We start from the raw sequence: 23,346 nt of genomic DNA, 5'->3' as shown, positions 1-23,346 counted from the left end.
TGATGAGCTATTTTCAGATCCATCATCACGCAATGACATCGATATCATCATCCAAATTGATATCGATGTCAATTTGCAGTTGAAAATTTTTTCGCGTTAAGGCGACGGCTGCCGGAAGTTCAGGAGTGTTCTGCTGCCAGCTGCGCCAGATGCTGCTCGATGGCAAACACATGCGGGTCAGTCTTGCCCAGTTCGCGCAGGGCACGGGCCAGGTGCAGCAGGTATTCGCTGTTCGGGCCGCTGGGGCCGGCCGAGCGGGCGATCTGGCGGGCGATGTCCAGTTCGGAGGCGGCCCCCAGAAAAGCCGCGTTTTCTTCATTGGCGATATACACCAGGCCTTCGGTGCTGCTGCCATCGTCAAACGTGATGGCTGTCGACAGGCGCAGATAGCCGTTTTTTTCGCGATGGTCGAGGTGGGCGAAGACTTCGGGCGTAATCAGGTAAGCCATGCCGTCGCAGACGGCGCCTGCCTGCGGCACGATGGTGGCGACCCGGCCCGGCGCCATCGGCGTGCCGCGGTGGTCGTGCGAACCTTGCCAGAAGCGCCGGGTCCAGCCGCTGATGCTGGCGGGGCGGCGCTCGATGTAGGGAAAATCGGCCTTGTAGATCAGCGAGCCATAGCCGAACAGCCACACTTGTGCATGGCCGTCGAACTTGTTCATGCGCTGGTTGATGGCGATGGTGGCGGCGTCGATGTCGGATAAAGAGGCTGGGTCTGGCTGGGTCATGGCGGCTATATTGATCGGGGACACGCCATTATAGAAGGCTCACAAGTTTCTGTTCGGTCCCGGCCCCTAACCGTACGCTGCTGAGATTCCATTCGTGCGTCTCGACGAACTGGAACAGGAAGGCGATAAAGCTGTCGGCGGCAGGCGATAGCGACCTGCCTGTCTTGGTATAGACGAAAAAGCGCCGCGTCAATTCCGGTTCGTGCAAGGCGCGCATCTGCAGCCGGTACAGCTTGACCATGGCTTCGGCATACGGCAGGCAGACGGTCACGCCCAGTCCGGCGCTGACCATGGCCAGCGCCGTAGTCATGAAGGTGACTTCGTTATGCGGTTTGAGGGAGACATCGCGCAGCAAGCGTTCCGTGAACTGGCCTTGCAGCGAAATGAAGGGATGGTCTTTCAGGTCGGCCCAGGTTACCCGCTCCTTGTGCTGCAGCGGGTGCTGTTCGGGAAACACCAGCACGAAAGGCATTTCAAACAGCACTTGGGCGGCAATTTCCGCCGTCGCATCGCGCTCGGGGCCGATGCCGAGATCGACTTCGCCGCTGAAGACGCGGCCAGATACGTTTTCCACCGGGCAATCTACCAGCCGCAGCTGTACCTCGGGATATACCTCGCGGTAGGCGGCGATCACTTCGGGCAGCAAGGTGCACGACATCATTTGCGGTGCGGCAATGCGCACCAAGCCCGTCTTCAAGGCCTTGCGCTGGGCGATACCGGCCATGGCCCCATCCAGGTCTTCGATCATCTTTTCAAACAGCGGATACAGTTCGCGGCCGAGGTCGGACAGTTGCACCTTGCGCGTGCTGCGCTCGACCACGCGCAAGCCCAGCACGCTTTCGAGTTCCTTGATCAAGCCGCTCAAGGCAGACTGCGTGACGTGCAGGTAATCGGCCGCCAGCGTAAAGCTGCCGGTCTTGGCCAGCGCCACGAAGGCGCGCATCTGGCGTAAACTGGGACTCATCAGGAAATCCGATAAATGAATGGATAAATATTGTTTGTATGATAGTTCGAACTGAATTCTAATGCTGGAAAATCAGAACGGACCAACCGGAGACAGCATATGAACATCAAGCAAATCCATCACGTCGCTTACCGCTGCATCGACGCCAAGCAAACCGTCGAGTGGTACGTCAAGCACCTGAACATGAATTTCGTGCTGGCGATCGCCGAAGACCAGGTGCCGTCGACCAAGGCGCCCGATCCTTATATGCACGTTTTCCTCGACGCCGGCCACGGCAATGTGCTGGCCTTCTTTGAATTGCCAACCCAGCCGGCCATGGACCGCGACCGCAATACCCCCGCCTGGGTGCAGCACCTGGCGCTGGAAGTGGGCAGCATGGAAGAGTTGCTGGCCGCCAAGGAACGCCTGGTAGCGGCCGGCATCGACGTGTTGGGCCCCGTCAATCACACCATTTTCCAGTCGATTTATTTCTTCGACCCCAACGGCCACCGCCTGGAACTGGCCGCCAATGTTGGTACGCCGGAAATGATGGCCAAACTGGATGCCGTCAAATGGGAGATGCTGGAAGAATGGTCGCAAACGCGCCGCGCGCCCAAGCACGCTGCCTGGATGCATGCGCCTGAATAACTGCTGATCGAAAAACAAGGAATGCCATGAAACTTGCCACCCTGAAAAACGGCCGCCGCGACGGCGCCCTGATCGTCGTCAGCCGCGACTTGTCTCACTATATAAGTGCGGCCGCCATCGCGCCCACCCTGCAAGCGGCTCTCGATGACTGGGAAGCCATCGCACCCCGGCTGGAACAAGTCTACGCAGCGCTGAATGCGGGCCAGGTGACTGGCGCCCAGCCGTTTGATGCCAGCCTGTGCCATTCACCGTTGCCGCGCGCCTACCAGTGGGCCGATGGCTCGGCCTATATCAACCACGTGGAACTGGTGCGCAAGGCGCGCAACGCGGAAGTGCCGGCCTCGTTCTACACCGATCCGCTGATGTACCAGGGCGGTTCGGACAGTTTTGTCGGCCCGCGCGACCCCATCTTTGCCTTGTCGGAAGAGTGGGGCATCGACCTGGAAGCGGAAGTGGCCGTGATCACGGGTGACGTGGCCATGGGCGCTGGTGTCGAGGCGGCGGCCAGGTCGATCCGTTTGTTGATGCTGGTCAATGACGTTTCCTTGCGCAATTTGATCCCCGGTGAACTGGCGAAAGGTTTCGGTTTCTTCCAGTCCAAGCCTGCCAGCGCGTTTTCGCCGGTCGCCGTCACGCCCGACGAATTGGGTACGGACTGGGTCGATAGCAAGCTGCACCTGCCGCTGCTGGTGGACTTGAATCAGCAACCGTTCGGCAAGCCGAATGCGGGCGAGGACATGACTTTCAATTTTGCGCAACTGGTTGCCCATGCCGCCAGGACGCGTGAACTGGCCGCCGGCACCATCATCGGCTCTGGCACGGTGTCGAACAAGCAGGGCGGGCTGTTCGGTTCCAGCATAGCCCATGGCGGCGTCGGTTATTGCTGCCTGGCCGAAGTGCGCATGTATGAAACCATCGAGCACGGCGCGCCGAAAACGGGTTTCCTGAAATTCGGTGACACGGTGCGCATCGATATGCGCGATAGCGCGGGCGCCAGCATCTTCGGTTGCATCGAACAAACCGTGGTGCGGTACGCTGGCCGCAATTGACAGGAGGCCGCCATGAAGCTGTACACCTACTTTCGCAGTTCGGCCTCCTATCGCTTGCGCATCGCTTTGAACCTGAAGGGGATTGCTTACGACAGCATCCCCGTGCATCTGCTGCGCAATGGCGGCGAGCAATTGTTGCCTGCCTATCGTGATATCAATCCAGCGGCGCTGGTGCCTTCGCTCGATGATGACGGGGTCGTCCTGACGCAATCGCTGGCGATCATGGAATACCTCGATGAAACACATGCTGCTACGCCGCTGCTGCCACCCGATGCGCCGGGACGCGCCACAGTGCGGGCGCTGGCCATGCTGATCGCGGGCGACACCCATCCGCTGACCAATTTGCGCGTCTTGAAATATATCAAACGCGATCTGGGCTTGTCTGAAGAGGTCAAGCTGGAATGGTATCGCCACTGGATGCGCGAAGGGCTGGCCAGCGTGGAAGCGCTGCTGGCGCGGGAGACTGGCGATGGCGTATTCTGCCATGGCGATGCAGCAACGATCGCCGATTGCTGCCTGGCGCCGCTGGTGTACAACGCCGAGCGCTTCGAGATCGATATGAGCCCGTATCCTTACATCGTGCGCATTGTTGCCCATTGCAACAGCTTGCCAGCCTTTGCCGCCGCCCACCCGTCGCAGCAGCCGGACGCTGAATAGAGAGTAAAAAACGGTCTCATGGTGCGCTACAATCTGCGCCTGCATAATTTACCGCGAGCACCATGACCGTTTCTTCCGCTGTTCAAATTGTTCCTGCCAGCATCACCGATGCGCTGGCCCTGGCCCATGTTTCCTGGCGTCCCACCTTGCTGCGCGGCTTGCAAGCCGTGATGGCCGCCGACCCCGCCTATTTGCCTGCGCTGGCAATCGATGATTATTTGCCCACGCAGGGCCGCCTGTTTGCCGCATTTGCCTTGCCGCTGGACCAGGTGCGCCAGGTGCTGGTGGGCGAGGGGCCGTATCCGCGCGCCGAAAGCGCCACCGGCGTGTGTTTCATGGATGGCGCCGTAGGCAGCTTGTGGTCGGCGACGGGCCTGTCGAAACCGGTCAACCGCGCCACCTCGCTGCGCAACTTCATGAAGATGCTGCTGGTGGCCGATGGCCAGTTGCAAACCGGTGCAACCTCGGGCGCGGCGATGGCGCCGGTGGCCGCCGCCGCGCTTTTGCCCGGCAGCGGCATGATACAGACCTTGCCCGACTTGCAGCACAAGCTGACACAGCAGGGTTTTTTGCTGCTCAATGCTGCCCTGGTCTTTCGTTCCCACGTGCCGCCCGTACAGGATGCGCGCGGCTGGCTGCCTTTCCTGCAAGTGGTGCTGGAAGCGCTGGCAGGCCAGGAAGGCGCGGCGCTGCCGCAGTTAGTATTGTGGGGCAAGATTGCCGAGCAAGTCAGGCGCTTGCCGGTGGCGGCCCGCCTGCCGCAGGTGGCAGCCGAACATCCGTATAATCTGTCTTTTATTGACAATAGCGACATGCAGGCGCTGTTTGGCCCCATGCAGTTGCTACGGAAGTCCGAGGATTATGCAAATTCGTAATGTTGAAGAACTGAAAGCCTGGCTGGCCGATGGCGGTGTGCCCGATTATCTGTATTTCTGGGGCCATACCCCGGCCCAGTCGCAAGTGGCCGATAAAAGTTGCTTCAGCCAATGGTTTCCTTCGCCCTTCAGCCTGTCCGGCGTGACCTACGCCACCGCCGAGCATTACATGATGGCGCAAAAAGCCGCTTTATTTGGCGACACGGCCGTACAGGCGCGCATCGTGGCGGCCGAGCGGCCATCGGAAGTGAAAAAGCTGGGGCGCGAAGTGGCCAATTTCGACGCCAGGGTGTGGGCGGAAGCACGCGCCGGCATCGTCTTTGATGGCAACTTCGCCAAGTTTTCGCAAAGGCCGGCCCTGCGCAAGTTCTTGCTGGGTACCGGAGAGCGCATCATCGTGGAGGCCAGCCCGGTCGACCGCATCTGGGGCGTGGGCCTGGCGTCGGATAATCCGCGCATTGCCGACCCGGATAGCTGGGATGGTTTGAACTTGCTGGGCTTTGAACTGATGAAGGTGCGCACTGCGCTGCGTGGCTAAAAACGCCGGCGATTTCCCCGAATGTTGTTTTCCTGAGGCCGCCGCCTTCTGCGCGGCCTGCTAAGCCCTTGCCAGCCTTGTGGTCATCGAGGGGCTCTCTGACAAACCCCGCCGAATTTGTTATACTTGACTAATTCATTCAACTACTCGGTCTTTTAGATCGCGAAAGCGAAGACTGGTTGAAAGTTGAAAAACCGCAATATTTTAAACCAGTTGAGCCGAGGATGTATGCGTCTGACCACAAAAGGCCGTTTTGCCGTGACAGCGATGATCGATCTTGCCCTGCGCCAGGGCAAGGGACCGGTCACATTGTCCGGCATCAGCCAGCGCCAGTCGATTTCCCTGTCCTACCTGGAACAGCTGTTCGGCAAGCTGCGCCGCCATGAGATTGTCGAATCGATCCGCGGTCCCGGTGGCGGTTACAGCCTGGCGCGCCGCGCCGACAAGGTGACGGTGGCCGACATCATCATCGCTGTCGACGAGCCGCTGGACGCTACGCAGTGCGGCGGCAAGGAACATTGCCATGGCGCCGACGCGGCCACCGGTGCGCGCTGCATGACGCATGAGCTGTGGTCCACACTCAACGAAAAAATGGTCGATTATCTGGATTCTGTGTCCTTGCAGGACCTGGTCGACCAGCAGAGACAAAAGAATGCCGAGCAAAGCGTGATGGTGATGCACCGTAACCACGCCGCCCTCGGATAAGAACAACACAAGATACCAGTTGCTGATTGCAGGAGTTATTGATGAACGCCCCAGAAAAAAACGTAGGCCAGGTGCACTTTGAAACGGCGCCGCATTTCCCGATCTACATGGATTACTCGGCCACCACGCCGATCGATCCACGCGTCGCCGACAAAATGATTCCTTACCTGCGCGAGCAGTTCGGCAATCCGGCATCGCGCAGCCACATGTACGGCTGGACCGCGGAAAAAGCCGTGGAAGAAGCACGCGGCCACGTGGCCGCGCTGGTCAATGCCGACCCGCGTGAAATCATCTGGACCTCCGGCGCAACGGAAAGCAACAACCTGGCCATCAAGGGCGCGGCACAATTCTACAAAACCAAGGGCAAGCACATTATCACCGTCAAGACCGAACATAAATCGGTGCTGGACACGGTGCGCGAACTGGAACGCATCGGCTTCGAAGCGACTTATCTGGAACCGCAAGACAATGGCTTGATCACGGTCGAGCAACTGGCCGCCGCCGTGCGTCCGGACACCATCCTGGTCTCCGTCATGCTGGTGAACAATGAAATCGGCGTGATCCAGCCGATCGACGAGATCGGCACTTTCTGCCGCTCGAAAGGCATCATCTTCCATTGCGACGCTGCCCAGGCAACCGGCAAGATCGTGATCGACCTGCAAAAGACCAAGGTCGACCTGATGACCTTTACCGCGCACAAAACCTACGGCCCGAAAGGCGTGGGCGCCTTGTACGTCTGCCGCAAGCCACGCGTGCGACTGGAAGCGCAAATGCACGGCGGTGGCCATGAGCGCGGCCTGCGTTCGGGCACCTTGCCTACGCACCAGATCGTTGGCATGGGTGAAGCTTTCCGCCTGGCAAAAGAAGAAATGGATAGCGAAATTGGCCGCATCAAGGCTTTGCGCGACCGCCTGGCCAAGGGCTTGCAAGAGATCGAAGAAGTCTACATCAATGGCGACATGGATCACCGCGTGCCGCACAACCTGAACGTGAGCTTTAACTACGTTGAAGGCGAGTCGCTGATCATGGCGATCAAGGATATCGCCGTGTCGTCCGGTTCGGCCTGCACTTCGGCCAGCCTGGAACCATCGTACGTGCTGCGCGCCCTGGGCCGCAGCGACGAACTGGCGCACAGCTCGATCCGTTTTACCATCGGCCGTTTCTCGACCGAAGAAGACATCGACTTCGCCGTGAACCTGCTGAAATCGAAAGTACACAAACTGCGCGAACTGTCGCCGCTGTGGGATATGTTCAAGGACGGCATCGATATTAATTCGATTCAATGGGCTGCCCACTAAAAGTACCTGCCAAACCTGCTGCGCGTCGCGCTTTGCGGCCTGCGATGCTCACTGTGCTCTAGCACAGTTGCGCTTCTCGGCCACAAATCACTGCCGCTCGCTACGGTTTTTCAGGCACTTTACTAATTTGCCCTTGTTAATGGGGCCTGCAAGAATATTTAAGGAGCATCAAAATGGCTTACTCGGACAAAGTACTCGATCACTACGAAAACCCGCGCAACGTGGGCGCTTTCGACAAGGGTGATGAAACCATCGGCACCGGCATGGTAGGCGCGCCTGCTTGCGGCGACGTGATGAAACTGCAGATCAAGGTCGGCGCCGATGGCCTGATCGAAGATGCAAAATTCAAGACCTATGGCTGCGGTTCGGCCATCGCGTCGAGCTCGCTGGTGACCGAATGGGTCAAGGGCAAGACTTTGGATCAAGCGCTGGCGATCAAGAACACGCAGATCGCGGAAGAGCTGGCGCTGCCGCCAGTGAAAATCCACTGCTCGATCCTGGCGGAAGACGCCATCAAGGCAGCGGTGCTGGATTACCAGACCCGTCACCCAGCGACGGCTTAATACCCTGGCAGAGTGCCCCGCGCCGCAAGGCCGGGGCAGGCGCGGAGAAATACATGATTACACTGACCGAAAAAGCGGCAAAGCACATCAACCGTTACATCGAACGTCGCGGCAAGGGCATGGGCCTGCGCTTTGGCGTGCGTACCACGGGCTGCTCGGGCCTGGCCTACAAGCTGGAATACGTCGATGAAGTGGCGGAAGAAGACAGCGTCTTCGAGTCGCACGGCGTGAAAGTTTTCGTCGATCCGAAAAGCCTGCCGTATATCGACGGCACGGAACTCGATTTCGCGCGCGAAGGCTTGAACGAAGGCTTCAAGTTCCATAATCCAAACGAAAAAGATGCCTGCGGCTGCGGCGAGAGTTTCCGCATCTAAGACGCAAGCAGGACCCCGGTCGGTGCCGCTGTACTCATCGATTGAGGCACAGCGACCACTGACCATTATGCAAAACCACTTTGAATTATTCCAGTTGCCGGCGCAATTCGCGCTGGACCTGGGCGCACTCGACTCCGCCTACCGCGACGTACAGGGCAAGGTACACCCCGACCGCTTCATCAACGCCAGCAGTGCGGAAAAGCGCGTGGCCATGCAATGGGCGACGCGCGCCAATGAAGCCTACCAAACCCTGAAAAGTCCGCAAAAGCGCGCGCAATACCTGTGCGAACTTAATGGCGTCGATTTGCAGACGGAATCGAACACAGCCATGCCGGTCAGCTTCTTGATGCAGCAGATGGAGTGGCGCGAAGAACTGGGTGATGCGCGCGCCGGCAAGGATGCCGAGGCGCTCGACGCACTGGACCGCCAGCTGCGCGGCGAACGCAAGACCCTGCTGGCCCAGGTCGGCGCCCAGCTTGACGCGGCAGACTATGTCAACGCGGCGCAAAGCGTGCGCGCCTTGATGTTCCTCGACAAGTTCGGCGAAGAAGTGCGTTTCGCCTTTGAGGCCATCGAAGCCTGAAGCGTGAGTTTCACCCGCGCCTTATAATGCGCGCTACCGTTTCAAGGCATCAGGCGCAGTACCAAGCGCAGTATCACGCAAAAAATTAATCGAGGCACGAATACAATGGCACTTCTGCAAATCTCCGAACCAGGCATGTCGACCGCGCCGCACCAGCACCGCCTGGCCGTCGGCATCGATCTTGGCACCACCAATTCCTTGGTCGCGACCGTCCGCAACAGCATTCCCGAAGTGCTCAACGATGAAGACGGCCGCGCCTTGCTGCCTTCCGTCGTGCGTTACTTGCCGAATGGCCACGCCAACATCGGCTACAAGGCCCTGGCCGCGCAAACCACCGACCCGAAGAACACCATCGTTTCCGTGAAGCGTTTCATGGGACGTGGCCTGGCCGACATCGCCTACGCGGAAAACCTGCCGTATGACTTCCAGGATACGCCTGGCATGGTGCAGCTCAAAACCGTGGCTGGCGTCAAAAGCCCGGTCGAAGTATCGGCGCAAATCCTGGCCACCCTGCGCCAGCGCGCGGAAGATTCGCTGGGCGATGACCTGGTCGGCGCCGTGATTACCGTGCCGGCGTATTTCGACGACGCCCAGCGCCAGGCCACCAAGGATGCGGCCCAGCTGGCCGGCCTGAACGTGCTGCGCCTGTTGAGCGAGCCGACCGCCGCCGCCATCGCCTACGGCCTCGATAACGCGTCCGAAGGCGTGTACGCGGTGTACGACCTGGGCGGCGGCACGTTTGACATCTCGATTTTGAAGCTGAGCAAGGGCGTGTTCGAAGTGCTGTCCACCGGTGGCGACTCGGCCCTGGGCGGCGACGATTTCGACCGCAGGCTGTTCTGCTGGATCAGCGAGCATGCCAAACTGGCGCCCTTGTCCGATGAAGATACGGCCATCCTGCTGGTCAAGGCACGCGAAATCAAGGAATTGCTGTCGACCAAGTCGGAAACGACGATCGACGCCAAGCTCACCTCGGGCGAAGAAATCCATTTGCGCATCACGGCCGAAGAATTCGCCGCCATGACGGCGCACCTGGTGGTCAAAACCATGAGTGCCATCAAGAAAGCCTTGCGCGACGCCAATGTTGATGCGGATGACGTCGATGGCGTGGTGATGGTGGGTGGCGCCACGCGCATGCCGCACGTGCAGCGCGCCGTCAGCGAATATTTCCATACCACCCCGCACGCGAATATCGACCCGGACAAAGTGGTGGCGCTGGGCGCGGCCATCCAGGCGAACTTGCTGGCGGGTAACCGCGCGGCTGGCGACGACTGGCTGCTGCTGGACGTGATCCCGCTGTCCCTGGGCATCGAAACCATGGGCGGCCTGGTGGAAAAAATCATTCCCCGCAATTCGACGATTCCTTGCGCTAGAGCACAGGAATTCACGACCTTCAAAGATGGCCAGACGGCGCTGGCCGTGCACGTGCTGCAGGGCGAGCGCGAACTGGTCAGCGATTGCCGTTCCCTGGCGCGCTTTGAGCTGCGCGGCATTCCACCGATGGTGGCGGGTGCCGCGCGCATCCGCATCACGTACCAGGTCGATGCAGATGGCTTGCTGTCGGCCTCGGCGCGTGAGTTGCGTTCGGGCGTGGAAGCGTCGATCAGCGTCAAGCCGGCCTATGGCCTGGAAGACGACGAGATCGCGCGCATGCTGCAGGATTCCTACACCTCGGCTGACGTCGACATGGTGGCGCGCGCGCTGCGCGAAGAACAGGTGGAAGCGGAACGCATCGTGCTGGCGACTCAGTCTGCGCTGGACGAAGACGGCGCCTTGCTCGACGTGGTCGAACGCGCCGCTGTCGATGGCTTGATGGCCCAGGTGCGCCAGGCGATTGTCGATTCGCAAAGCGGCGCCGTCGATCACCAGGTTCTGAAGCGGGTGATCGAGGCGCTGGCCGACGGCACCGAAGATTTCGCTTCGCGCCGCATGGACCGCAGCGTGCGCACCGCCTTGACGGGCAAATCGCTGGACCAGGTCGTTTAACAATACAGAACAGCGCGCCGCGGCATAGCTTGCCGGCGCGCTCCGAATGACAGACTGAAAGAAGAAACCATGCCACAAATCGTTATCCTGCCTCACGCCAAACTGTGCCCGGACGGCGCCGTGATCGAGGCGCCAGCCGGCAAGTCCATCTGCGACATCCTGCTGGAAAACGACATCGACATCGAGCACGCCTGCGAAAAATCGTGCGCTTGCACCACTTGCCACGTGCTGGTGCGCGAAGGCATCGCCTCGCTGAACGAAGCGACGGAACTGGAAGAAGACATGCTGGACAAGGCCTGGGGCCTGGAAGCCGTGTCGCGCCTGTCCTGCCAGTCGATCGTCGCCGAGGAAGACCTCGTCGTTGAAATCCCGAAATACACGATCAACCAGGTCAGCGAAGGCAGCCACTAATATGGCAACGACGATGAAATGGTCCGACATCACGGCGATTGCCGAGGCCCTGTACGATACGCACCCGGACATCGATCCGTTGAGCGTGCGTTTCACCGACCTGCATAACTGGGTGGTGAGCCTGGACGGCTTCGACGACGACCATACGCGCGGCGGCGAAAAAGTGCTGGAAGCAATCCAGATGGCGTGGATCGATGAAGCGCGCTAAGGGGGCGGCGCCAGCCGCTAACGTGGTCGCTGCACCGAAAGACGTGATCACGGCCGCCAGCAATATGCCCGAGATCAAGGATGGCCAGTCGATCGCCTTGCTGCAGGAATTGCATATCCTGACGCGCGACGGCAAGATGAACCAGGATAGCCGCCGCAAGCTCAAGCAGGTATACCACTTGACGCAGTTCATCGAGCCGCTGCTGCGCGAAGTGCAGCTGGACCACCCCGGTGTTTCCCTGGTGGACCATGGCGCAGGTAAATCCTATCTTGGGTTCATCCTGTATGACCTGTTCTTCAAGAACGGCAACGACGGCTCGCACATCTACGGTATCGAGACGCGCGAAGAGCTGGTGCAGCGCTCGCAAGAGCTGGCGAAGAAATTCAACTTCCCGGGCATGTCTTTCCTGCCGCTGTCCGTGGCGGAATCGACGGAATCGAACTTGCTGCCCAAGCAGATCGATATCGTCACGGCCTTGCATGCGTGCAACACTGCCACCGATGACGCCATCCATTTTGCCTTGAAGAAAAAGGCAAAATTCATGGTGCTGGTGCCGTGCTGCCAGGCCGAAGTGGCGTCCGTGCTGAAGAAGAACAAGGGCAAGAGCCTGGGCAAGAGTGTCTTGACGGAACTGTGGCGCCACCCGCTGCACACGCGCGAGTTTGGCAGCCAGATCACCAACGTGCTGCGCTGTTTGCAACTGGAAGCCCATGGCTACCAGGTCAGCGTGACCGAACTGGTGGGCTGGGAGCATTCGATGAAGAATGAATTGATCATCGCCAGCTACAAGAACTTGCCGCGCCAGCGTCCGACCGAGCGCCTGCAGGAAGTGTTGCAGACTTTGGGCCTGGAAGAAATGGGCCACCGTTTCTTTGCCGAGGAATTGGCCAAGGCAAACGCCTAAGCCCTTGCTAATCGCAAACGAGGGGAGGAGCGGGTCGGTTACAATACCGGCTTTCTCCTCCCCTTGCTGTTTACGCATCCATGACCAATCCAATAGAAATGCCCACCGTTCGCCTGGCCAAGCGCCTGGCTGAAGACTTGCCCTGTTCGCGCCGCGAGGCCGAGCTGTATATCGAGGGCGGCTGGGTCACGGTTGATGGTGAGCTGGTCGAAGAGGCGGGCGCACGCGTGTCCGACAAACAGGAAGTGGTGCTGTTGCCCAACGCCACCCTGGAAGAAATGCCACCGGTGACGATATTGCTGCACAAACCGGCCGGTTTTAATGCGGGCATCGGCAAGGATGGCAAGCCTGCCCTGGCCTGCTTGTTGCCGGAAAGCTTGTTTGTGCCTGAAAACGTGCCAGCCAGCGCCGTGCAACGTTTTTTGAAGCGCCATCTGATCGGTCTGACGATCACCAATCCGCTGGAAACCAACGGTTCCGGCCTGGTCGTATTCACGCAGGATTTCCGCGTGGCCCGCAAGCTGGTCGATGAAGCGAAAACGGTGGAGCAGGAATTTATCGTGGAAGTGGCGGGCAAGATTGCCGACAACGGCCTGGCCTTGCTCAATCACGGCTTGCCTTTCAATGGCAAGCCTTTGCCACCGATCAAGGTCAGCTGGCAAAATGAAACGCGCTTGCGCTTCGCCCTGAAAAACGTGCAGCCTGGCCAGATCGCCCATATGTGCCGCATGGTGGGCCTGGACGTGGTGGCCATCAAGCGCTTGCGCATTGGCCGCATTCCGATGGGCGCCATGCCCGTGGGCCAGTGGCGTTATCTGCTGGGTTTCGAACGCTTTTAAAGCGACGCTTGCATATGCCGCTCGGCAAAGCTTTTCCATAGTCGCTCGGCAATGCGCAGGGCGATGGCGTCGGCTTTTTCCTGCAGCGCCAGGTTGCCCATGCCCTCGGTGGTGGCAAAGAACAGGGTCAGCCAGCGGCGGAACAAACGGGCGTGAGATTGTCCATGCGCGCATGCTGCGCCAGCGGCTTGCCGTGGTAGCGCATGGTGCCGCGCAGCAAGCCGGACCAGAAATCGACCAGGGTCGCCAGATGGGTTTCCCAATCCTTGACCTCGGCGGCAAAGATGGGGCCCAGCATGGCGTCGTCGCGCGCAGCCGCATAAAAAGTGTGGACCAGTTGAACGACTTCGTCTTCGGTGCAGACATCGAGCCGCGTTTCGTGGAGGTCGCTATGGGGCAGGGGAGAGATAGGCATGGTGACGTCATGATCGCCCACGTCTGCCCGGTACTTCAATGATGCAGATCAAGCCCTGCTAAAACTTCTACTCAGGCAGCCGCTTTTTTGGCTTTCTTGGCCGGCGCAGGCAGTTGCACGATCTGCGTGCCCAGGATCTTGTCGTGCAAGAATTGGCCATTACCCGTGAACAGTGCCGTAGCCGACCAGGCCAGGATGCCTACGCCCAGCGCCGACAGGGCCGCCCAGTGCTGCAAGTCCAGCACATACGACACCAGCAGCGCGGGCAGCAGCCACATCCAGGCCAGGATGTAGCGGTAGGTGGCGATGCGCAAGGGCACATGGGCATGGCCCGGTAGCACCACTTTCAAACGCCAGGTCTTCATGGCCAGGGTCTGGCCTTCGCGGCTCCATTGATGGATGAAATAGGCGCCCATGACGAGGAAAGCCAGGCATTGGCGCATGTGCTCGGTCAACGGTGTGTGGGCGCCTTGCACGGCCAGTTCAAACAGCAGGAAGGGCAGGAACAGCACGGCCAGTGCCAGCAGCGACTCATACACCATGGAAATCAGGCGGCGCTTGATCGTGGGGATGGAGTGGCTGCTGGCGGCTGGTGTGCTATTTGGCATTGGTGGGCGATGGCGTAGGCATAGCAGGGGGAGGCGCGACGGGCGCGGTTGCAGCCGGATCAGCCGGCGGCGTCACTGCCGCTGGTGCTGAGGCTGGTACCGCAGCCGGGCTGACTGGCATGGGTGCAGCAACCGCGTTAATAATAGGCGCGGCAGGCGCCATGATCACCCCAGGATGAGCTGGCAGCAATTTGTTTGCAGGCTTTTTCGGCACGGGTTCGGCCGCCAGCTTTTTCTTTTGTTCTTCCGGCAACTGCTGGTATTGTTCCCATTGCAGGGTTTTTTCACCGGGATCGATGCGTTTGGCGCGTGCATAGTTTTCACGCACCATGCGGCGTTGCTCAGGAGTAAGTTTGATCCACTCGCGCATGCGTTCATGTACGCGCGCCTGCTCGTCGGGTTTCATGGAAGCAAAGCGGCTGGCGATGTCCAGCCATTTCTGCTTGCGCAATGCCGACAGCTTGTTCCATTCAGCAGCCAGCGGCGCCAGCGCTTCCTGTTGCGGATGCGACAGATTGGCCCACAGGGGATTGTCGGTGGACTTCGCCGTGCCGCCCTTGCCGGCCGTGCGTGGCACGCCGGGCTTGCCGGTGCTTGCAGAAGCCGTGGCAGAAGCTGCCGCAGACGCTGTGCTGTTGGCCACCGGCGCCGCTGGCGGTGCCGAAGAGTGGTTGCTGAACCAGGCGACACCGGCCAGGGCGCAGGCGCCCACGCCGATACCGGCGGCCAGCAAGCCTTTGCGTACGCTGTTACCGGCCATGCTTATTGCTCGCGTTTCGTCAGGTAGGCATTGAAGCCATGGTCCATATACGCGGACAGGGGCAGTTCGTCCGACAGCACGGCGGCGTCGAGTTCAGCCAGTTCAGCCACGCGCTGTTCCTGTTCGAACTGATAAATGCCCGTCAAGCCAGCCACCAGCAACAGCAGCGGGATGATCACGCTCATGCGTGTCAGCCAGGCCATCGGTTCTGCAAAGAAATGGGTGGCGATGCCGGCCAGCACGTTCTGGCGCGCCAACACCTTGACGGGGGCGTCCGCCTTCTTGCGCGATAAGGCCGCTTTGCGTGCCAATGCCAGGCGATCGGTGGTCGATGCGGGCAGGTCGTCGAGTTTTTCGTTTAGTGCGTGGCGCACTTTGTAAGCGAAATTGAGATCGTCGGTATTCATAGTTTTATTCCCTTGGCTTTCAGCGATTCGGCGAGCGTGTGCGTAGCTCTTGAGCAATGTGTTTTCACGCTGCCTTCGGAGCAACCCATCGCTTCCGCTGTTTCAGCCACATCCATGTCCTGCCAATAACGCATGAGGAACGCTTCGCGTTGACGCGCGGGCAGTTTTTGTACCTCTGCATCGATCAAATCGAGTATCTGTGCGCGTTCGACCTGATCGGCCGAAGATTCTGCGGCGCTGGACCCCTGTTCTGCTTCGTAAGTATCAAGTAATTCAAAATCTTCATGCTCGTCCCCGGCCGGTTTCATGCCTGAAAACAGGCTGACCCAGGTGTTGCGCACCTTTTCGCGGCGGAAATAATCGAGGATGGTGTTCTGCAGTATGCGCTGAAACAGCATGGGCAGTTCGGCGGCGGGTTTGTCGCCGTACTTTTCGGCCAGCTTGATCATGGCGTCTTGCACGATATCGAGTGCTGACTCTTCCTTGCGGACCGCGTAGGCGGCCTGCTTGAAAGCGCGCCGCTCGACATTTTCTAGAAAGTCGGATAATTCTTTGTCTGTTGCCATGCGGTATGGGACGAGCTAGCGGCTGCGTGTGCTGTGGGCTGAAGGGAAGGCGGGTATGCTTTTTATAAACTGAGCGCATGCTAGCAAAAAATGTGCGTTTCCGCATGATTTTTCCATATGAAGTGCGCAAAAATTAAAAGCTGATGACATTTTCCTTGACCGTTATGGTGCGACGCGATAACGTATGGGACGCTTTGAACACCCCAAAGCTCTATGGTCAGGTCGCACCCGGCACACAACGCCAGCAGCGGCCAGACGCGCTTTCATTTGTAGGCAGTTTGTTCTAACCCGCGCCACAAGCGCGAGAGGTTCGTACAGGCGCCACAGAAACTCCGGCCAAACGAGTTGCGTTAAGCGTTGTTTTGTAAGGTATCTATGGGTGCCCAAAGAAATGTCGTGACCGCATGAAAAGGGAAGCAGGAGCACTGTCGCGCACGGCGTACTTCGTCAGGAAAGAACATCCGATCAATCTCCAATGGACCTTGAAAGGAATGTTTCATGAATACCGAAGCAACAATACCGATTACTGGCGCAGAAATTGTCGTGCGTTGTCTGGCTGAAGAGGGCGTCGAGCACGTCTTTGGATATCCGGGCGGAGCCGTACTCTACATCTACGACGCCATCTTTCAGCAAAACAAATTCCAGCATATCCTGGTACGCCACGAGCAGGCCGCCGTGCACGCTGCCGATGCCTATTCGCGCAGCTCGAACAAGGTTGGCGTTGCCATCGTGACATCCGGCCCCGGCGTGACCAATGCCGTCACGGGGCTGTCGACCGCGTACATGGATTCGATCCCGATGGTGGTCATTTCCGGCCAGGTGCCCAGCCACGCGATTGGCCAGGATGCCTTCCAGGAATGCGATACGGTCGGCATCACGCGCCCGGTGGTCAAGCACAACTTCCTCGTGAAGGACGTCAAGGACCTGGCGGCGACGATCAAGAAAGCTTTCTTTATTGCCAAGACGGGCCGTCCCGGCCCCGTGCTGGTCGATATCCCGAAAGATATCAGCATGCACAAATGCCATTTCGACTATCCGAAGGAAGTCGAGATGCGCTCTTACCGTCCGGTCGACAAGGGCCATTCAGGCCAGATCCGCAAGGCCGTGCAATTGCTGCTGCAAGCCGAACGGCCGATGATCTACACAGGCGGCGGCGTGATACTGGCCAATGCCGCCCCTGAACTGAACAAGCTGGTCGACCGCCTGGGTTTCCCGTGCACCAACACTTTGATGGGCCTGGGCGCTTACCGCGCTTCGAGCGAGCAGTTTGTCGGCATGCCCGGCATGCACGGCACCTATGAAGCGAACATGGCGATGCAGAACTGCGACGTCTTGATCGCCATCGGCGCCCGTTTCGATGACAGGGTGATCGGCAACCCGAAACATTTTGCCTCGCACCCGCGCAAGATCATTCACGTGGATATCGATCCATCGTCAATTTCCAAGCGCGTGAAAGTCGATATTCCCATCGTCGGCAACGTCAAGGATGTGCTGATCGAATTCCTGGCGCAGCTCGATGCGGCGGAAGCCAAGCCCAACGTCAATGCGCTGTCGAACTGGTGGAAACAGATCGCTGAATGGCGCGGCCGCGACTGCCTGAAATATCCGACTTCGGACCTGGTCATCAAGCCGCAATCAGTGGTCGAAAAAGTGTTCCAGATCACCAAGGGCGATGCATTTATTACGTCCGACGTGGGCCAGCACCAGATGTGGGCTGCGCAATACTATCGTTTCGACAAGCCGCGCCGCTGGATCAATTCCGGCGGCCTGGGCACTATGGGGGTCGGCTTGCCGTACGCCATGGGCGTGCAGATGGCCAATCCGGACGCGACGGTAGCCTGCATCACGGGCGAAGGCTCGATCCAGATGTGTATCCAGGAATTGGCGACTTGCAAGCAGTATCACTTGACGCCAAAGATCATCATGCTCAACAACCGTTTCCTCGGCATGGTGCGCCAGTGGCAAGAGATCGATTACGGTTCGCGCTATTCCGAGTCCTATATGGATTCGCTGCCCGACTTTGAAAAACTGGCCGAAGCGTATGGCCACGTGGGCATGAAAATCGAGAAACCGGGCGACGTCGATGGCGCCCTGAAAGAAGCGTTCGGCTTGAAGGACAGGCTGGTGTTCATGAACTTTATTACAGACCAGTCTGAAAACGTGTGGCCCATGGTGAAAGCCGGCAAAGGCCTGTCCGAAATGATGCTCGGTTCGGAGGACTTGTAATCATGCGCCATATTATTTCTGTCTTGCTGGAAAACGAAGCGGGCGCCCTGTCGCGCGTGGTGGGCCTGTTCTCGGCACGCGGCTACAACATCGAAACATTGACGGTGGCGCCGACCGAAGACTCGACCCTGTCGCGCATGACGATCGTCACCAGTGGTTCCGATGACATCATCGAGCAAATCACCAAGCATTTGAACCGCCTGATCGAGGTGGTGAAAGTGGTCGATTTGACCGAGGGCCAGCATATCGAACGTGAGTTGATGCTGATCAAGGTCCGGGCCGTGGGCAAGGAGCGCGAGGAAATGAAGCGCACCGCCGACATCTTCCGTGGCCGCATCATCGATGTGACTGAAAAGACGTATACGATTGAACTGACCGGTAACAAGGTCAAACTCGACGCCTTCATCGATTCGATCGACCGCGCCGCCATCCTGGAAACTGTCCGCACGGGCGGTTCGGGCATAGGCCGCGGCGAACGCATCCTGAAAGTCTAAGACACCTACATTGCAGCAGTAGCACCCCATACAACGTACACACAAAATTGATAGGAAATACCATGAAAGTTTTTTACGACAAAGACGCCGACCTCTCCTTGATCAAGGGTAAAAACGTGGCCATCATCGGCTACGGTTCGCAAGGCCACGCGCACGCGCAAAACCTGAACGATTCGGGCGTCAACGTCACCGTCGGCCTGCGCAAGGGTGGCGCATCGTGGAACAAGGTTGAGCAAGCAGGCCTGAAAGTAGCGGAAGTCAATGACGCCGTGAAAGCGGCCGACGTCATCATGATCTTGCTGCCAGATGAAAACATCGCCCAGGTCTACAACGAAAACATCGCCCCGCACGCCAAGCAAGGCGCCGTACTGGCCTTCGCCCACGGCTTTAACGTGCATTACGGCCAGGTCGTGCCACGCGCCGATCTGGACGTGATCATGGTTGCGCCGAAAGCACCAGGCCACACCGTGCGCGCTACCTACACCCAGGGTGGCGGCGTGCCCCACCTGATCGCCGTGTACCAGGACAAATCGGGCATCGCCCGCGATATCGCCCTGTCCTACGCGTCGGCCAATGGCGGCGGCCGTGCCGGCATCATCGAAACGAACTTCCGCGAAGAAACCGAAACCGACTTGTTCGGCGAACAGGCCGTGCTGTGCGGCGGCGCCGTGGAACTGATCAAGGCTGGTTTCGAAACCCTGACCGAAGCCGGCTACGCGCCAGAAATGGCGTACTTCGAGTGCCTGCACGAGTTGAAGCTCATCGTTGACCTGATCTATGAAGGCGGCATCGCCAACATGAATTACTCGATCTCCAACAACGCCGAATACGGCGAATACGTGACGGGCCCGAAAGTGGTCACCTCGGCTACCAAGGATGCGATGCGTCAATGCCTGAAAGACATTCAAACGGGCGAATACGCAAAGAGCTTCATTCTGGAAAACAAGGCAGGCGCGCCGACCCTGATCTCGCGCCGCCGCCTGACGGCCGAGCACCAGATCGAAGAAGTGGGCGCCAAACTGCGCGCCATGATGCCTTGGATCGCCAAGAACAAGATGGTTGATCAGTCGAAGAACTAAGCAGTTGTAGTTGTTCGCAAGAGAAAGCCGGCTTTAGCCGGCTTTTTTTCGTCCGTCTGGATAGCGCCGTGCTGGCAGGGGCAGCTTGCTCTAAAAATAATGTCACTAAAGTATTTCCTACGTGTATTATTTATATTTAGAAAATTCATTAGGAACTCTCACGTGCGCACCCGTCCTACCTCCGTCAATATCATTTCCTGGTTCATTATCGTCACCTCGGTGCTGTCGCTGGCCTCCGGTTACTACAGCCATGGCAATCCACTGGTGCAGGAGTTGATGGCCAAGAATCCGATGCCGATTGCATTGCAGTATGGAATGATGTACGGCGGGCTGGCACTGAGTCTGGTGGCGGGTATTGCCATGCGCCAGGGGCACAACTGGGCACGCCTGGTCTACGTGGGCTGGAGCGTGATCGGCCTGGTCATCGGCCTGGCGACCTCACCCATGAAGAGCACCCTGATTCCTGGTGCCGTATTGTTTGCCGTGATCGCGTATTTCCTGTTCCGTCCGAACACCAATGCCTACTTTAACCCACGCGTAGCAGCCAACGATGCGTAAGTTTTTCAGCGTGGTGTTCAAGCTCTTTGCAGGGATATTCATTTACCTGATCAGCATGTTTGCCTTCGTGAAAGATATCGCCTCCGATGGCGGATGGCTAGTGCTGGCCATCTTCATGGTGCTGGCAATCGTCGCTATGCTGGCCGGACTCGCCGTGAGCGGATTTTCCCGCTGGCGGCGCGATACGGGCATCGTCCTGTTATCGACGGCGGCCATTAGCGCGTTCATGCTGTTGACCATAGCATGCATCTTTGGTAATGATGAATTCCTGAGGCTGATGCCGCCCGATAGCATGGCCATGTTTAGCAGCTACTGGACGGGAGGCGCTGTCATGCTGGCTTTGGCCGCCCTGGGCTGGGGTTTGCTGAAGACGGCCAAGGCACCGGTCGACAGCCTGGCCTGATTTCCTGCACATAAGCGTCGCTAGCCAGGTTCCTGATGGCGCCTGGCTTTTTCTTGTGTGCACGTTTCTCGCTTGCCTGCTATATAATTCCGCCCTTCCTTTGCAGTTTCATATCACTCTGCATCTGTTTCGGTTTCTGCCGACCGCAACGCGCATCACCGCTTTCGTAGCACGCCAGGCGCTAGTTGATTAGTCGCCTGCGCAATCAGAAGGACTCCTATGACTGACCGTATTACCGCCACAGTGCCTGGACAGGGCGCTGCGGATGTTTCTATTCCCCCTGTTTCTATTTCCAACTCCAATTCCAATCGCCTGCCCGTGGTTGGCTTGCTGGCATTGGCCATGACCAGTTTTATCGCCATCCTGACGGAAACCTTGCCGGCTGGCTTGTTGCCGCAGATCGCGCAAGGCCTCGGTATTTCCGAAGTCATGACGGGCCAACTGGTGACCGTGTATGCCATCGGCTCGATCCTGACGGCGATTCCGCTCACGGCGCTGACCAGCGGCTGGCGCCGGCGCCATGTGCTGTTGCTGGCCGTGGGCGGTTTTCTGGTTTTCAATACGATCACGGCGCTGTCGCCGCATTACATCGTGACCCTGGTCTCGCGTTTCCTGGCCGGTATGGCCGCAGGGCTGGCCTGGGGCTTGATGGCCGGTTATGCGCGGCGCATGGTGCCGGTGGAACAGCAGGGCAGGGCGATGGCGATCGCCATGATAGGCACGCCCCTGGCCTTGTCGCTCGGCGTGCCGCTGGGCACCTTGATGGGGGGCGTGCTGGGCTGGCGCAGCATCTTTGGCATCATGTCGGGCCTGGCGGTGGTGCTGATTGCCTGGGTGCTGCTGGCCGTGCCTGATTATCCGGGGCAAAAAGATGGCGAGCGCCTGAGCATACGGCAAGTCTTCATGACGCCGGGCGTGCGTCCCATCCTGTGCGTGATTGTGGCCTGGATGCTGGCGCACAATATCCTGTACACCTATATCGCGCCGTTCCTGGCGCCGTCCGGCTTGCGCAGCCGGGTCGACCTGGTGCTGCTGGTGTATGGCATGGGCTCGCTGGCGGGCATCTGGCTGGTCAGCCAGCTGATCGACCGCTGGCTGCGCAAGATGGTGCTGGGCAGCATCGCCGCCTTCGCGCTGGTGGTGGTGGCGCTGGGCCTCGCCATGGATTCTCCCGCCGTGATCTATATCAGCATGGTGGTCTGGGGCATGACTTTTGGCGGAGCAGGCACCTTGTTGCAAACGGCATCGGCCGATGCGGCCGGCGATGGCATGGATGTGGCGCAAGCGATGGTGGCAACCATCTGGAACGTGGCGATTGCGGGCGGTGGCCTGGCTGGCGGCATGCTGCTCGACGGCTACGGCGCGGCCGCGTTCCCGTGGGCCATGCTGGGCTTGCTGTTAGTGGCGCTGGGTGTCGCCTGGCGCGCCCGCGCTCACAGCTTCAAGCCGGGCCGCCGAACAGGGGGTGTGGTCGCCGGACACTGATGTTATTTAAAATAACACTGTTATCAAATGTGAGAAAATGTGACGGCAGAGGGCAGTTTGTGACGATTTGTTAATTTGCGCCACGGGAATGGTTAGGGCGGTAGAATCTACACACTTTGACAAGATTTATCGGGCAAGCGCTGAGAGTTAATACTCTATCTTTGCCCCTGTCATCACTATCCATTACCGAGGAGCACCCCTATGACCGTCATGAAATCCGTCCTTGTCGCCGCCGCTGCCACCGTTGCCCTGAGCGCGCAAGCGCAAACCCTGCCGACGACTGGCACCCTGGTGGTGGTTCCTGCCTACGGCGAAGTCAAGCACGCCAATGACCAGGTGGTCGCTACCCTGGCCATCGAAGAGCAGGACAAGGACAAGGCCGCTGCCGCTTCGCGCGTCAACCAGAAGATGAACAAGGGTCTGGCCATCGTCAAGCAGGCTGATCCGCAAGCCGTACTGAAATCGTATGGCTATTACACCTACCCTGTGTATCCGGAAGAGCGTCCGCTGCCAGCCGGCGCTGTCGCCAAGCCGCGCGTGCCGACCGCATGGCGCGTGGGCCAGTATCTGGAAGTGACGACCAGTAATTTGACTAATCTGCCGAAAACCGTGTCGGCCGCACAAGGCGTGCTGACCCTGAACGGCTTGAATTTCGGCCTGAAGCCGGAAACTATCCGTCTGCTCGACGATCAGCGTATCGCTGCCACCTATAAAAATCTGAACGAGCGCATCGCTTCGATCGCGCGCGCCATGGGCCGCAATGTGTCCGATGCCGTGCTCGATACAGTCGATTTTGAAGGTTCGGGCAGTTACGCCAATGAAAGCCGTCCAGCTGCCGCACCGATGATGATGCGCAGCGCCAAGATGGCGGATGACAGCGCCGTTGCCGAACCTAGCTTCGAGCCAGGCGAAACCACCCTGGACATGCGCGTGGTTGGCAAGGTCAAATTCAAGTAATTCATGTAAGCCCGCGCGCCGCACCTTGCGGCCGCGCTGTAGTATTTCGATAAAGCCATGGGGTAGCCATCATCACCCC

At 59.1% G+C, this 23,346-nt stretch carries 30 protein-coding genes; 22 read left to right on the top strand and 8 right to left on the bottom strand.

Annotated elements, in window-relative coordinates; genetic code table 11:
* Window positions 1-119: 119 nt before the first annotated feature.
* Both HDE75_RS04445 and HDE75_RS04440 read right to left on the bottom strand, forming a co-directional pair.
* Window positions 120-695 (bottom strand): gamma-glutamylcyclotransferase, encoded by a 576-nt coding sequence (locus tag HDE75_RS04445; RefSeq protein ID WP_183676645.1) that lies wholly within the window; start codon window positions 693-695, stop codon window positions 120-122.
* Between the two features lie 61 nt (window positions 696-756).
* Window positions 757-1,692, bottom strand: coding sequence for a LysR family transcriptional regulator (locus HDE75_RS04440; RefSeq protein ID WP_183676042.1), 936 nt, complete (start codon window positions 1,690-1,692; stop codon window positions 757-759).
* A gap of 99 nt (window positions 1,693-1,791) precedes the next feature.
* Here HDE75_RS04440 and HDE75_RS04435 point away from each other — a divergent pair, with 99 nt between their 5' ends.
* From HDE75_RS04435 to HDE75_RS04365, 15 genes are all read left to right on the top strand, one after another.
* Window positions 1,792-2,319, top strand: coding sequence for a VOC family protein (locus tag HDE75_RS04435; protein ID WP_183676043.1), 528 nt, complete (start codon window positions 1,792-1,794; stop codon window positions 2,317-2,319).
* A gap of 26 nt (window positions 2,320-2,345) precedes the next feature.
* On the top strand, window positions 2,346-3,368 hold the full coding sequence (locus tag HDE75_RS04430) for a fumarylacetoacetate hydrolase family protein (protein WP_183676044.1): 1,023 nt from the start codon (window positions 2,346-2,348) through the stop codon (window positions 3,366-3,368).
* A 12-nt stretch (window positions 3,369-3,380) separates the two neighbouring features.
* Window positions 3,381-4,025 (top strand): maleylacetoacetate isomerase, encoded by a 645-nt coding sequence (gene maiA / locus HDE75_RS04425; RefSeq protein WP_183676045.1) that lies wholly within the window; start codon window positions 3,381-3,383, stop codon window positions 4,023-4,025.
* A 62-nt stretch (window positions 4,026-4,087) separates the two neighbouring features.
* Window positions 4,088-4,900, top strand: coding sequence for a uracil-DNA glycosylase family protein (locus HDE75_RS04420; protein WP_183676046.1), 813 nt, complete (start codon window positions 4,088-4,090; stop codon window positions 4,898-4,900).
* Window positions 4,887-5,438, top strand: coding sequence for an NADAR family protein (locus HDE75_RS04415; protein ID WP_183676047.1), 552 nt, complete (start codon window positions 4,887-4,889; stop codon window positions 5,436-5,438). The genes HDE75_RS04420 and HDE75_RS04415 overlap by 14 nt, the downstream gene beginning before the upstream one ends.
* Before the next feature lie 228 nt (window positions 5,439-5,666).
* Window positions 5,667-6,143, top strand: a complete 477-nt coding sequence (gene iscR / locus HDE75_RS04410) for a Fe-S cluster assembly transcriptional regulator IscR (protein WP_065310626.1) — start codon at window positions 5,667-5,669, stop codon at window positions 6,141-6,143.
* Between the two features lie 41 nt (window positions 6,144-6,184).
* Window positions 6,185-7,441 (top strand): IscS subfamily cysteine desulfurase, encoded by a 1,257-nt coding sequence (locus HDE75_RS04405; protein ID WP_183676048.1) that lies wholly within the window; start codon window positions 6,185-6,187, stop codon window positions 7,439-7,441.
* A 173-nt stretch (window positions 7,442-7,614) separates the two neighbouring features.
* Window positions 7,615-8,004, top strand: a complete 390-nt coding sequence (iscU, locus tag HDE75_RS04400; protein WP_183676049.1) for a Fe-S cluster assembly scaffold IscU — start codon at window positions 7,615-7,617, stop codon at window positions 8,002-8,004.
* 53 nt (window positions 8,005-8,057) lie between these two features.
* Entirely contained in the window at window positions 8,058-8,378 is a 321-nt protein-coding gene (gene iscA, locus HDE75_RS04395; RefSeq protein WP_183676050.1) for an iron-sulfur cluster assembly protein IscA, read from the top strand.
* 67 nt (window positions 8,379-8,445) lie between these two features.
* Window positions 8,446-8,961 carry a Fe-S protein assembly co-chaperone HscB gene (gene hscB / locus HDE75_RS04390; protein WP_183676051.1) on the top strand — a complete coding sequence of 172 codons (516 nt, stop codon included), beginning with the start codon at window positions 8,446-8,448 and terminating at the stop codon, window positions 8,959-8,961.
* A gap of 105 nt (window positions 8,962-9,066) precedes the next feature.
* Window positions 9,067-10,947 carry a Fe-S protein assembly chaperone HscA gene (gene hscA / locus HDE75_RS04385; protein WP_183676052.1) on the top strand — a complete coding sequence of 627 codons (1,881 nt, stop codon included), beginning with the start codon at window positions 9,067-9,069 and terminating at the stop codon, window positions 10,945-10,947.
* Window positions 10,948-11,016: 69 nt separating this feature from the next.
* Complete coding sequence (gene fdx, locus HDE75_RS04380; RefSeq protein WP_183676053.1) at window positions 11,017-11,358, top strand: ISC system 2Fe-2S type ferredoxin; 342 nt, start codon at window positions 11,017-11,019, stop codon at window positions 11,356-11,358.
* 13 nt (window positions 11,359-11,371) lie between these two features.
* Window positions 11,372-11,566: a Fe-S cluster assembly protein IscX gene (gene iscX / locus HDE75_RS04375; protein ID WP_183676054.1), complete on the top strand. Its 195-nt coding sequence runs from the start codon at window positions 11,372-11,374 to the stop codon at window positions 11,564-11,566.
* The gene (locus HDE75_RS04370) at window positions 11,553-12,470 is read left to right on the top strand and encodes a class I SAM-dependent methyltransferase (RefSeq protein WP_409254901.1); all 918 of its coding nucleotides are present in this window, start codon (window positions 11,553-11,555) and stop codon (window positions 12,468-12,470) included. The genes iscX and HDE75_RS04370 overlap by 14 nt, the downstream gene beginning before the upstream one ends.
* 80 nt (window positions 12,471-12,550) lie before the next feature.
* On the top strand, window positions 12,551-13,309 hold the full coding sequence (locus HDE75_RS04365; protein ID WP_183676055.1) for an rRNA pseudouridine synthase: 759 nt from the start codon (window positions 12,551-12,553) through the stop codon (window positions 13,307-13,309).
* Here the strand turns inward: HDE75_RS04365 and HDE75_RS26920 are convergent.
* The 6 genes from HDE75_RS26920 to HDE75_RS04340 form a co-directional block, all read right to left on the bottom strand.
* Window positions 13,306-13,455 (bottom strand): globin family protein, encoded by a 150-nt coding sequence (locus HDE75_RS26920; protein ID WP_311735066.1) that lies wholly within the window; start codon window positions 13,453-13,455, stop codon window positions 13,306-13,308. The genes HDE75_RS04365 and HDE75_RS26920 overlap by 4 nt on opposite strands.
* Window positions 13,437-13,724, bottom strand: a complete 288-nt coding sequence (locus tag HDE75_RS04360; RefSeq protein ID WP_311735065.1) for a group III truncated hemoglobin — start codon at window positions 13,722-13,724, stop codon at window positions 13,437-13,439. The genes HDE75_RS26920 and HDE75_RS04360 overlap by 19 nt, the downstream gene beginning before the upstream one ends.
* Before the next feature lie 71 nt (window positions 13,725-13,795).
* Window positions 13,796-14,332, bottom strand: a complete 537-nt coding sequence (locus tag HDE75_RS04355; protein WP_183676056.1) for an RDD family protein — start codon at window positions 14,330-14,332, stop codon at window positions 13,796-13,798.
* Window positions 14,322-15,092 carry a DUF3106 domain-containing protein gene (locus tag HDE75_RS04350; RefSeq protein ID WP_183676057.1) on the bottom strand — a complete coding sequence of 257 codons (771 nt, stop codon included), beginning with the start codon at window positions 15,090-15,092 and terminating at the stop codon, window positions 14,322-14,324. Before HDE75_RS04350 ends, HDE75_RS04355 begins: the two co-directional genes overlap by 11 nt.
* 2 nt (window positions 15,093-15,094) lie before the next feature.
* Window positions 15,095-15,499 carry a DUF3619 family protein gene (locus HDE75_RS04345; RefSeq protein WP_183676058.1) on the bottom strand — a complete coding sequence of 135 codons (405 nt, stop codon included), beginning with the start codon at window positions 15,497-15,499 and terminating at the stop codon, window positions 15,095-15,097.
* A complete protein-coding gene (locus HDE75_RS04340) occupies window positions 15,496-16,065 on the bottom strand; it encodes an RNA polymerase sigma factor (RefSeq protein WP_183676059.1) in 570 nt (189 codons plus the stop codon). Before HDE75_RS04340 ends, HDE75_RS04345 begins: the two co-directional genes overlap by 4 nt.
* Before the next feature lie 498 nt (window positions 16,066-16,563).
* On the opposite strand from HDE75_RS04340, the gene HDE75_RS04335 reads away from it, so the two are divergent.
* From HDE75_RS04335 to HDE75_RS04305, 7 genes are all read left to right on the top strand, one after another.
* Complete coding sequence (locus HDE75_RS04335; RefSeq protein ID WP_183676060.1) at window positions 16,564-18,291, top strand: acetolactate synthase 3 catalytic subunit; 1,728 nt, start codon at window positions 16,564-16,566, stop codon at window positions 18,289-18,291.
* A gap of 2 nt (window positions 18,292-18,293) precedes the next feature.
* Window positions 18,294-18,785 carry an acetolactate synthase small subunit gene (ilvN, locus tag HDE75_RS04330; RefSeq protein ID WP_010399754.1) on the top strand — a complete coding sequence of 164 codons (492 nt, stop codon included), beginning with the start codon at window positions 18,294-18,296 and terminating at the stop codon, window positions 18,783-18,785.
* Between the two features lie 62 nt (window positions 18,786-18,847).
* A complete protein-coding gene (gene ilvC, locus HDE75_RS04325; RefSeq protein ID WP_183676061.1) occupies window positions 18,848-19,864 on the top strand; it encodes a ketol-acid reductoisomerase in 1,017 nt (338 codons plus the stop codon).
* A 162-nt stretch (window positions 19,865-20,026) separates the two neighbouring features.
* Window positions 20,027-20,422 (top strand): hypothetical protein, encoded by a 396-nt coding sequence (locus tag HDE75_RS04320; protein WP_183676062.1) that lies wholly within the window; start codon window positions 20,027-20,029, stop codon window positions 20,420-20,422.
* Window positions 20,415-20,825, top strand: coding sequence for a hypothetical protein (locus HDE75_RS04315; RefSeq protein ID WP_183676063.1), 411 nt, complete (start codon window positions 20,415-20,417; stop codon window positions 20,823-20,825). Before HDE75_RS04320 ends, HDE75_RS04315 begins: the two co-directional genes overlap by 8 nt.
* Before the next feature lie 288 nt (window positions 20,826-21,113).
* Window positions 21,114-22,310, top strand: a complete 1,197-nt coding sequence (locus tag HDE75_RS04310; RefSeq protein WP_311735091.1) for an MFS transporter — start codon at window positions 21,114-21,116, stop codon at window positions 22,308-22,310.
* A 201-nt stretch (window positions 22,311-22,511) separates the two neighbouring features.
* On the top strand, window positions 22,512-23,267 hold the full coding sequence (locus HDE75_RS04305) for an SIMPL domain-containing protein (RefSeq protein ID WP_183676065.1): 756 nt from the start codon (window positions 22,512-22,514) through the stop codon (window positions 23,265-23,267).
* Window positions 23,268-23,346 lie beyond the last annotated feature (79 nt).

It is taken from the genome of Janthinobacterium silvisoli (assembly GCF_014200725.1).
Classification (GTDB): Bacteria; Pseudomonadota; Gammaproteobacteria; order Burkholderiales; family Burkholderiaceae_D; genus Janthinobacterium.
Note: the sequence above shows the minus strand (reverse complement) of the source record. Positions and strands in the feature narration are given on the sequence as shown.

What these genes read in the sequence shown, in the direction of transcription:
- maiA (WP_183676045.1), top strand. Translation starts at nt 3,381, where the DNA reads ATGAAGCTGTACACCTACTTTCGCAGTTCGGCCTCCTATCGCTTGCGC.
- HDE75_RS04435 (WP_183676043.1), top strand. Translation starts at nt 1,792, where the DNA reads ATGAACATCAAGCAAATCCATCACGTCGCTTACCGCTGCATCGACGCC.
- HDE75_RS04405 (WP_183676048.1), top strand. Translation starts at nt 6,185, where the DNA reads ATGAACGCCCCAGAAAAAAACGTAGGCCAGGTGCACTTTGAAACGGCG.
- iscR (WP_065310626.1), top strand. Translation starts at nt 5,667, where the DNA reads ATGCGTCTGACCACAAAAGGCCGTTTTGCCGTGACAGCGATGATCGAT.
- HDE75_RS04350 (WP_183676057.1), bottom strand. Translation starts at nt 15,092, where the DNA reads ATGGCCGGTAACAGCGTACGCAAAGGCTTGCTGGCCGCCGGTATCGGC.
- HDE75_RS04365 (WP_183676055.1), top strand. Translation starts at nt 12,551, where the DNA reads ATGACCAATCCAATAGAAATGCCCACCGTTCGCCTGGCCAAGCGCCTG.
- HDE75_RS04370 (WP_409254901.1), top strand. Translation starts at nt 11,553, where the DNA reads ATGAAGCGCGCTAAGGGGGCGGCGCCAGCCGCTAACGTGGTCGCTGCA.
- iscX (WP_183676054.1), top strand. Translation starts at nt 11,372, where the DNA reads ATGAAATGGTCCGACATCACGGCGATTGCCGAGGCCCTGTACGATACG.
- HDE75_RS04420 (WP_183676046.1), top strand. Translation starts at nt 4,088, where the DNA reads ATGACCGTTTCTTCCGCTGTTCAAATTGTTCCTGCCAGCATCACCGAT.
- hscB (WP_183676051.1), top strand. Translation starts at nt 8,446, where the DNA reads ATGCAAAACCACTTTGAATTATTCCAGTTGCCGGCGCAATTCGCGCTG.
- HDE75_RS04340 (WP_183676059.1), bottom strand. Translation starts at nt 16,065, where the DNA reads ATGGCAACAGACAAAGAATTATCCGACTTTCTAGAAAATGTCGAGCGG.
- HDE75_RS04360 (WP_311735065.1), bottom strand. Translation starts at nt 13,724, where the DNA reads ATGCCTATCTCTCCCCTGCCCCATAGCGACCTCCACGAAACGCGGCTC.
- HDE75_RS04305 (WP_183676065.1), top strand. Translation starts at nt 22,512, where the DNA reads ATGACCGTCATGAAATCCGTCCTTGTCGCCGCCGCTGCCACCGTTGCC.
- iscU (WP_183676049.1), top strand. Translation starts at nt 7,615, where the DNA reads ATGGCTTACTCGGACAAAGTACTCGATCACTACGAAAACCCGCGCAAC.
- ilvN (WP_010399754.1), top strand. Translation starts at nt 18,294, where the DNA reads ATGCGCCATATTATTTCTGTCTTGCTGGAAAACGAAGCGGGCGCCCTG.
- iscA (WP_183676050.1), top strand. Translation starts at nt 8,058, where the DNA reads ATGATTACACTGACCGAAAAAGCGGCAAAGCACATCAACCGTTACATC.
- HDE75_RS04315 (WP_183676063.1), top strand. Translation starts at nt 20,415, where the DNA reads ATGCGTAAGTTTTTCAGCGTGGTGTTCAAGCTCTTTGCAGGGATATTC.
- HDE75_RS04430 (WP_183676044.1), top strand. Translation starts at nt 2,346, where the DNA reads ATGAAACTTGCCACCCTGAAAAACGGCCGCCGCGACGGCGCCCTGATC.
- HDE75_RS04355 (WP_183676056.1), bottom strand. Translation starts at nt 14,332, where the DNA reads ATGCCAAATAGCACACCAGCCGCCAGCAGCCACTCCATCCCCACGATC.
- HDE75_RS04335 (WP_183676060.1), top strand. Translation starts at nt 16,564, where the DNA reads ATGAATACCGAAGCAACAATACCGATTACTGGCGCAGAAATTGTCGTG.
- HDE75_RS04415 (WP_183676047.1), top strand. Translation starts at nt 4,887, where the DNA reads ATGCAAATTCGTAATGTTGAAGAACTGAAAGCCTGGCTGGCCGATGGC.
- HDE75_RS04440 (WP_183676042.1), bottom strand. Translation starts at nt 1,692, where the DNA reads ATGAGTCCCAGTTTACGCCAGATGCGCGCCTTCGTGGCGCTGGCCAAG.
- hscA (WP_183676052.1), top strand. Translation starts at nt 9,067, where the DNA reads ATGGCACTTCTGCAAATCTCCGAACCAGGCATGTCGACCGCGCCGCAC.
- ilvC (WP_183676061.1), top strand. Translation starts at nt 18,848, where the DNA reads ATGAAAGTTTTTTACGACAAAGACGCCGACCTCTCCTTGATCAAGGGT.
- HDE75_RS04345 (WP_183676058.1), bottom strand. Translation starts at nt 15,499, where the DNA reads ATGAATACCGACGATCTCAATTTCGCTTACAAAGTGCGCCACGCACTA.
- fdx (WP_183676053.1), top strand. Translation starts at nt 11,017, where the DNA reads ATGCCACAAATCGTTATCCTGCCTCACGCCAAACTGTGCCCGGACGGC.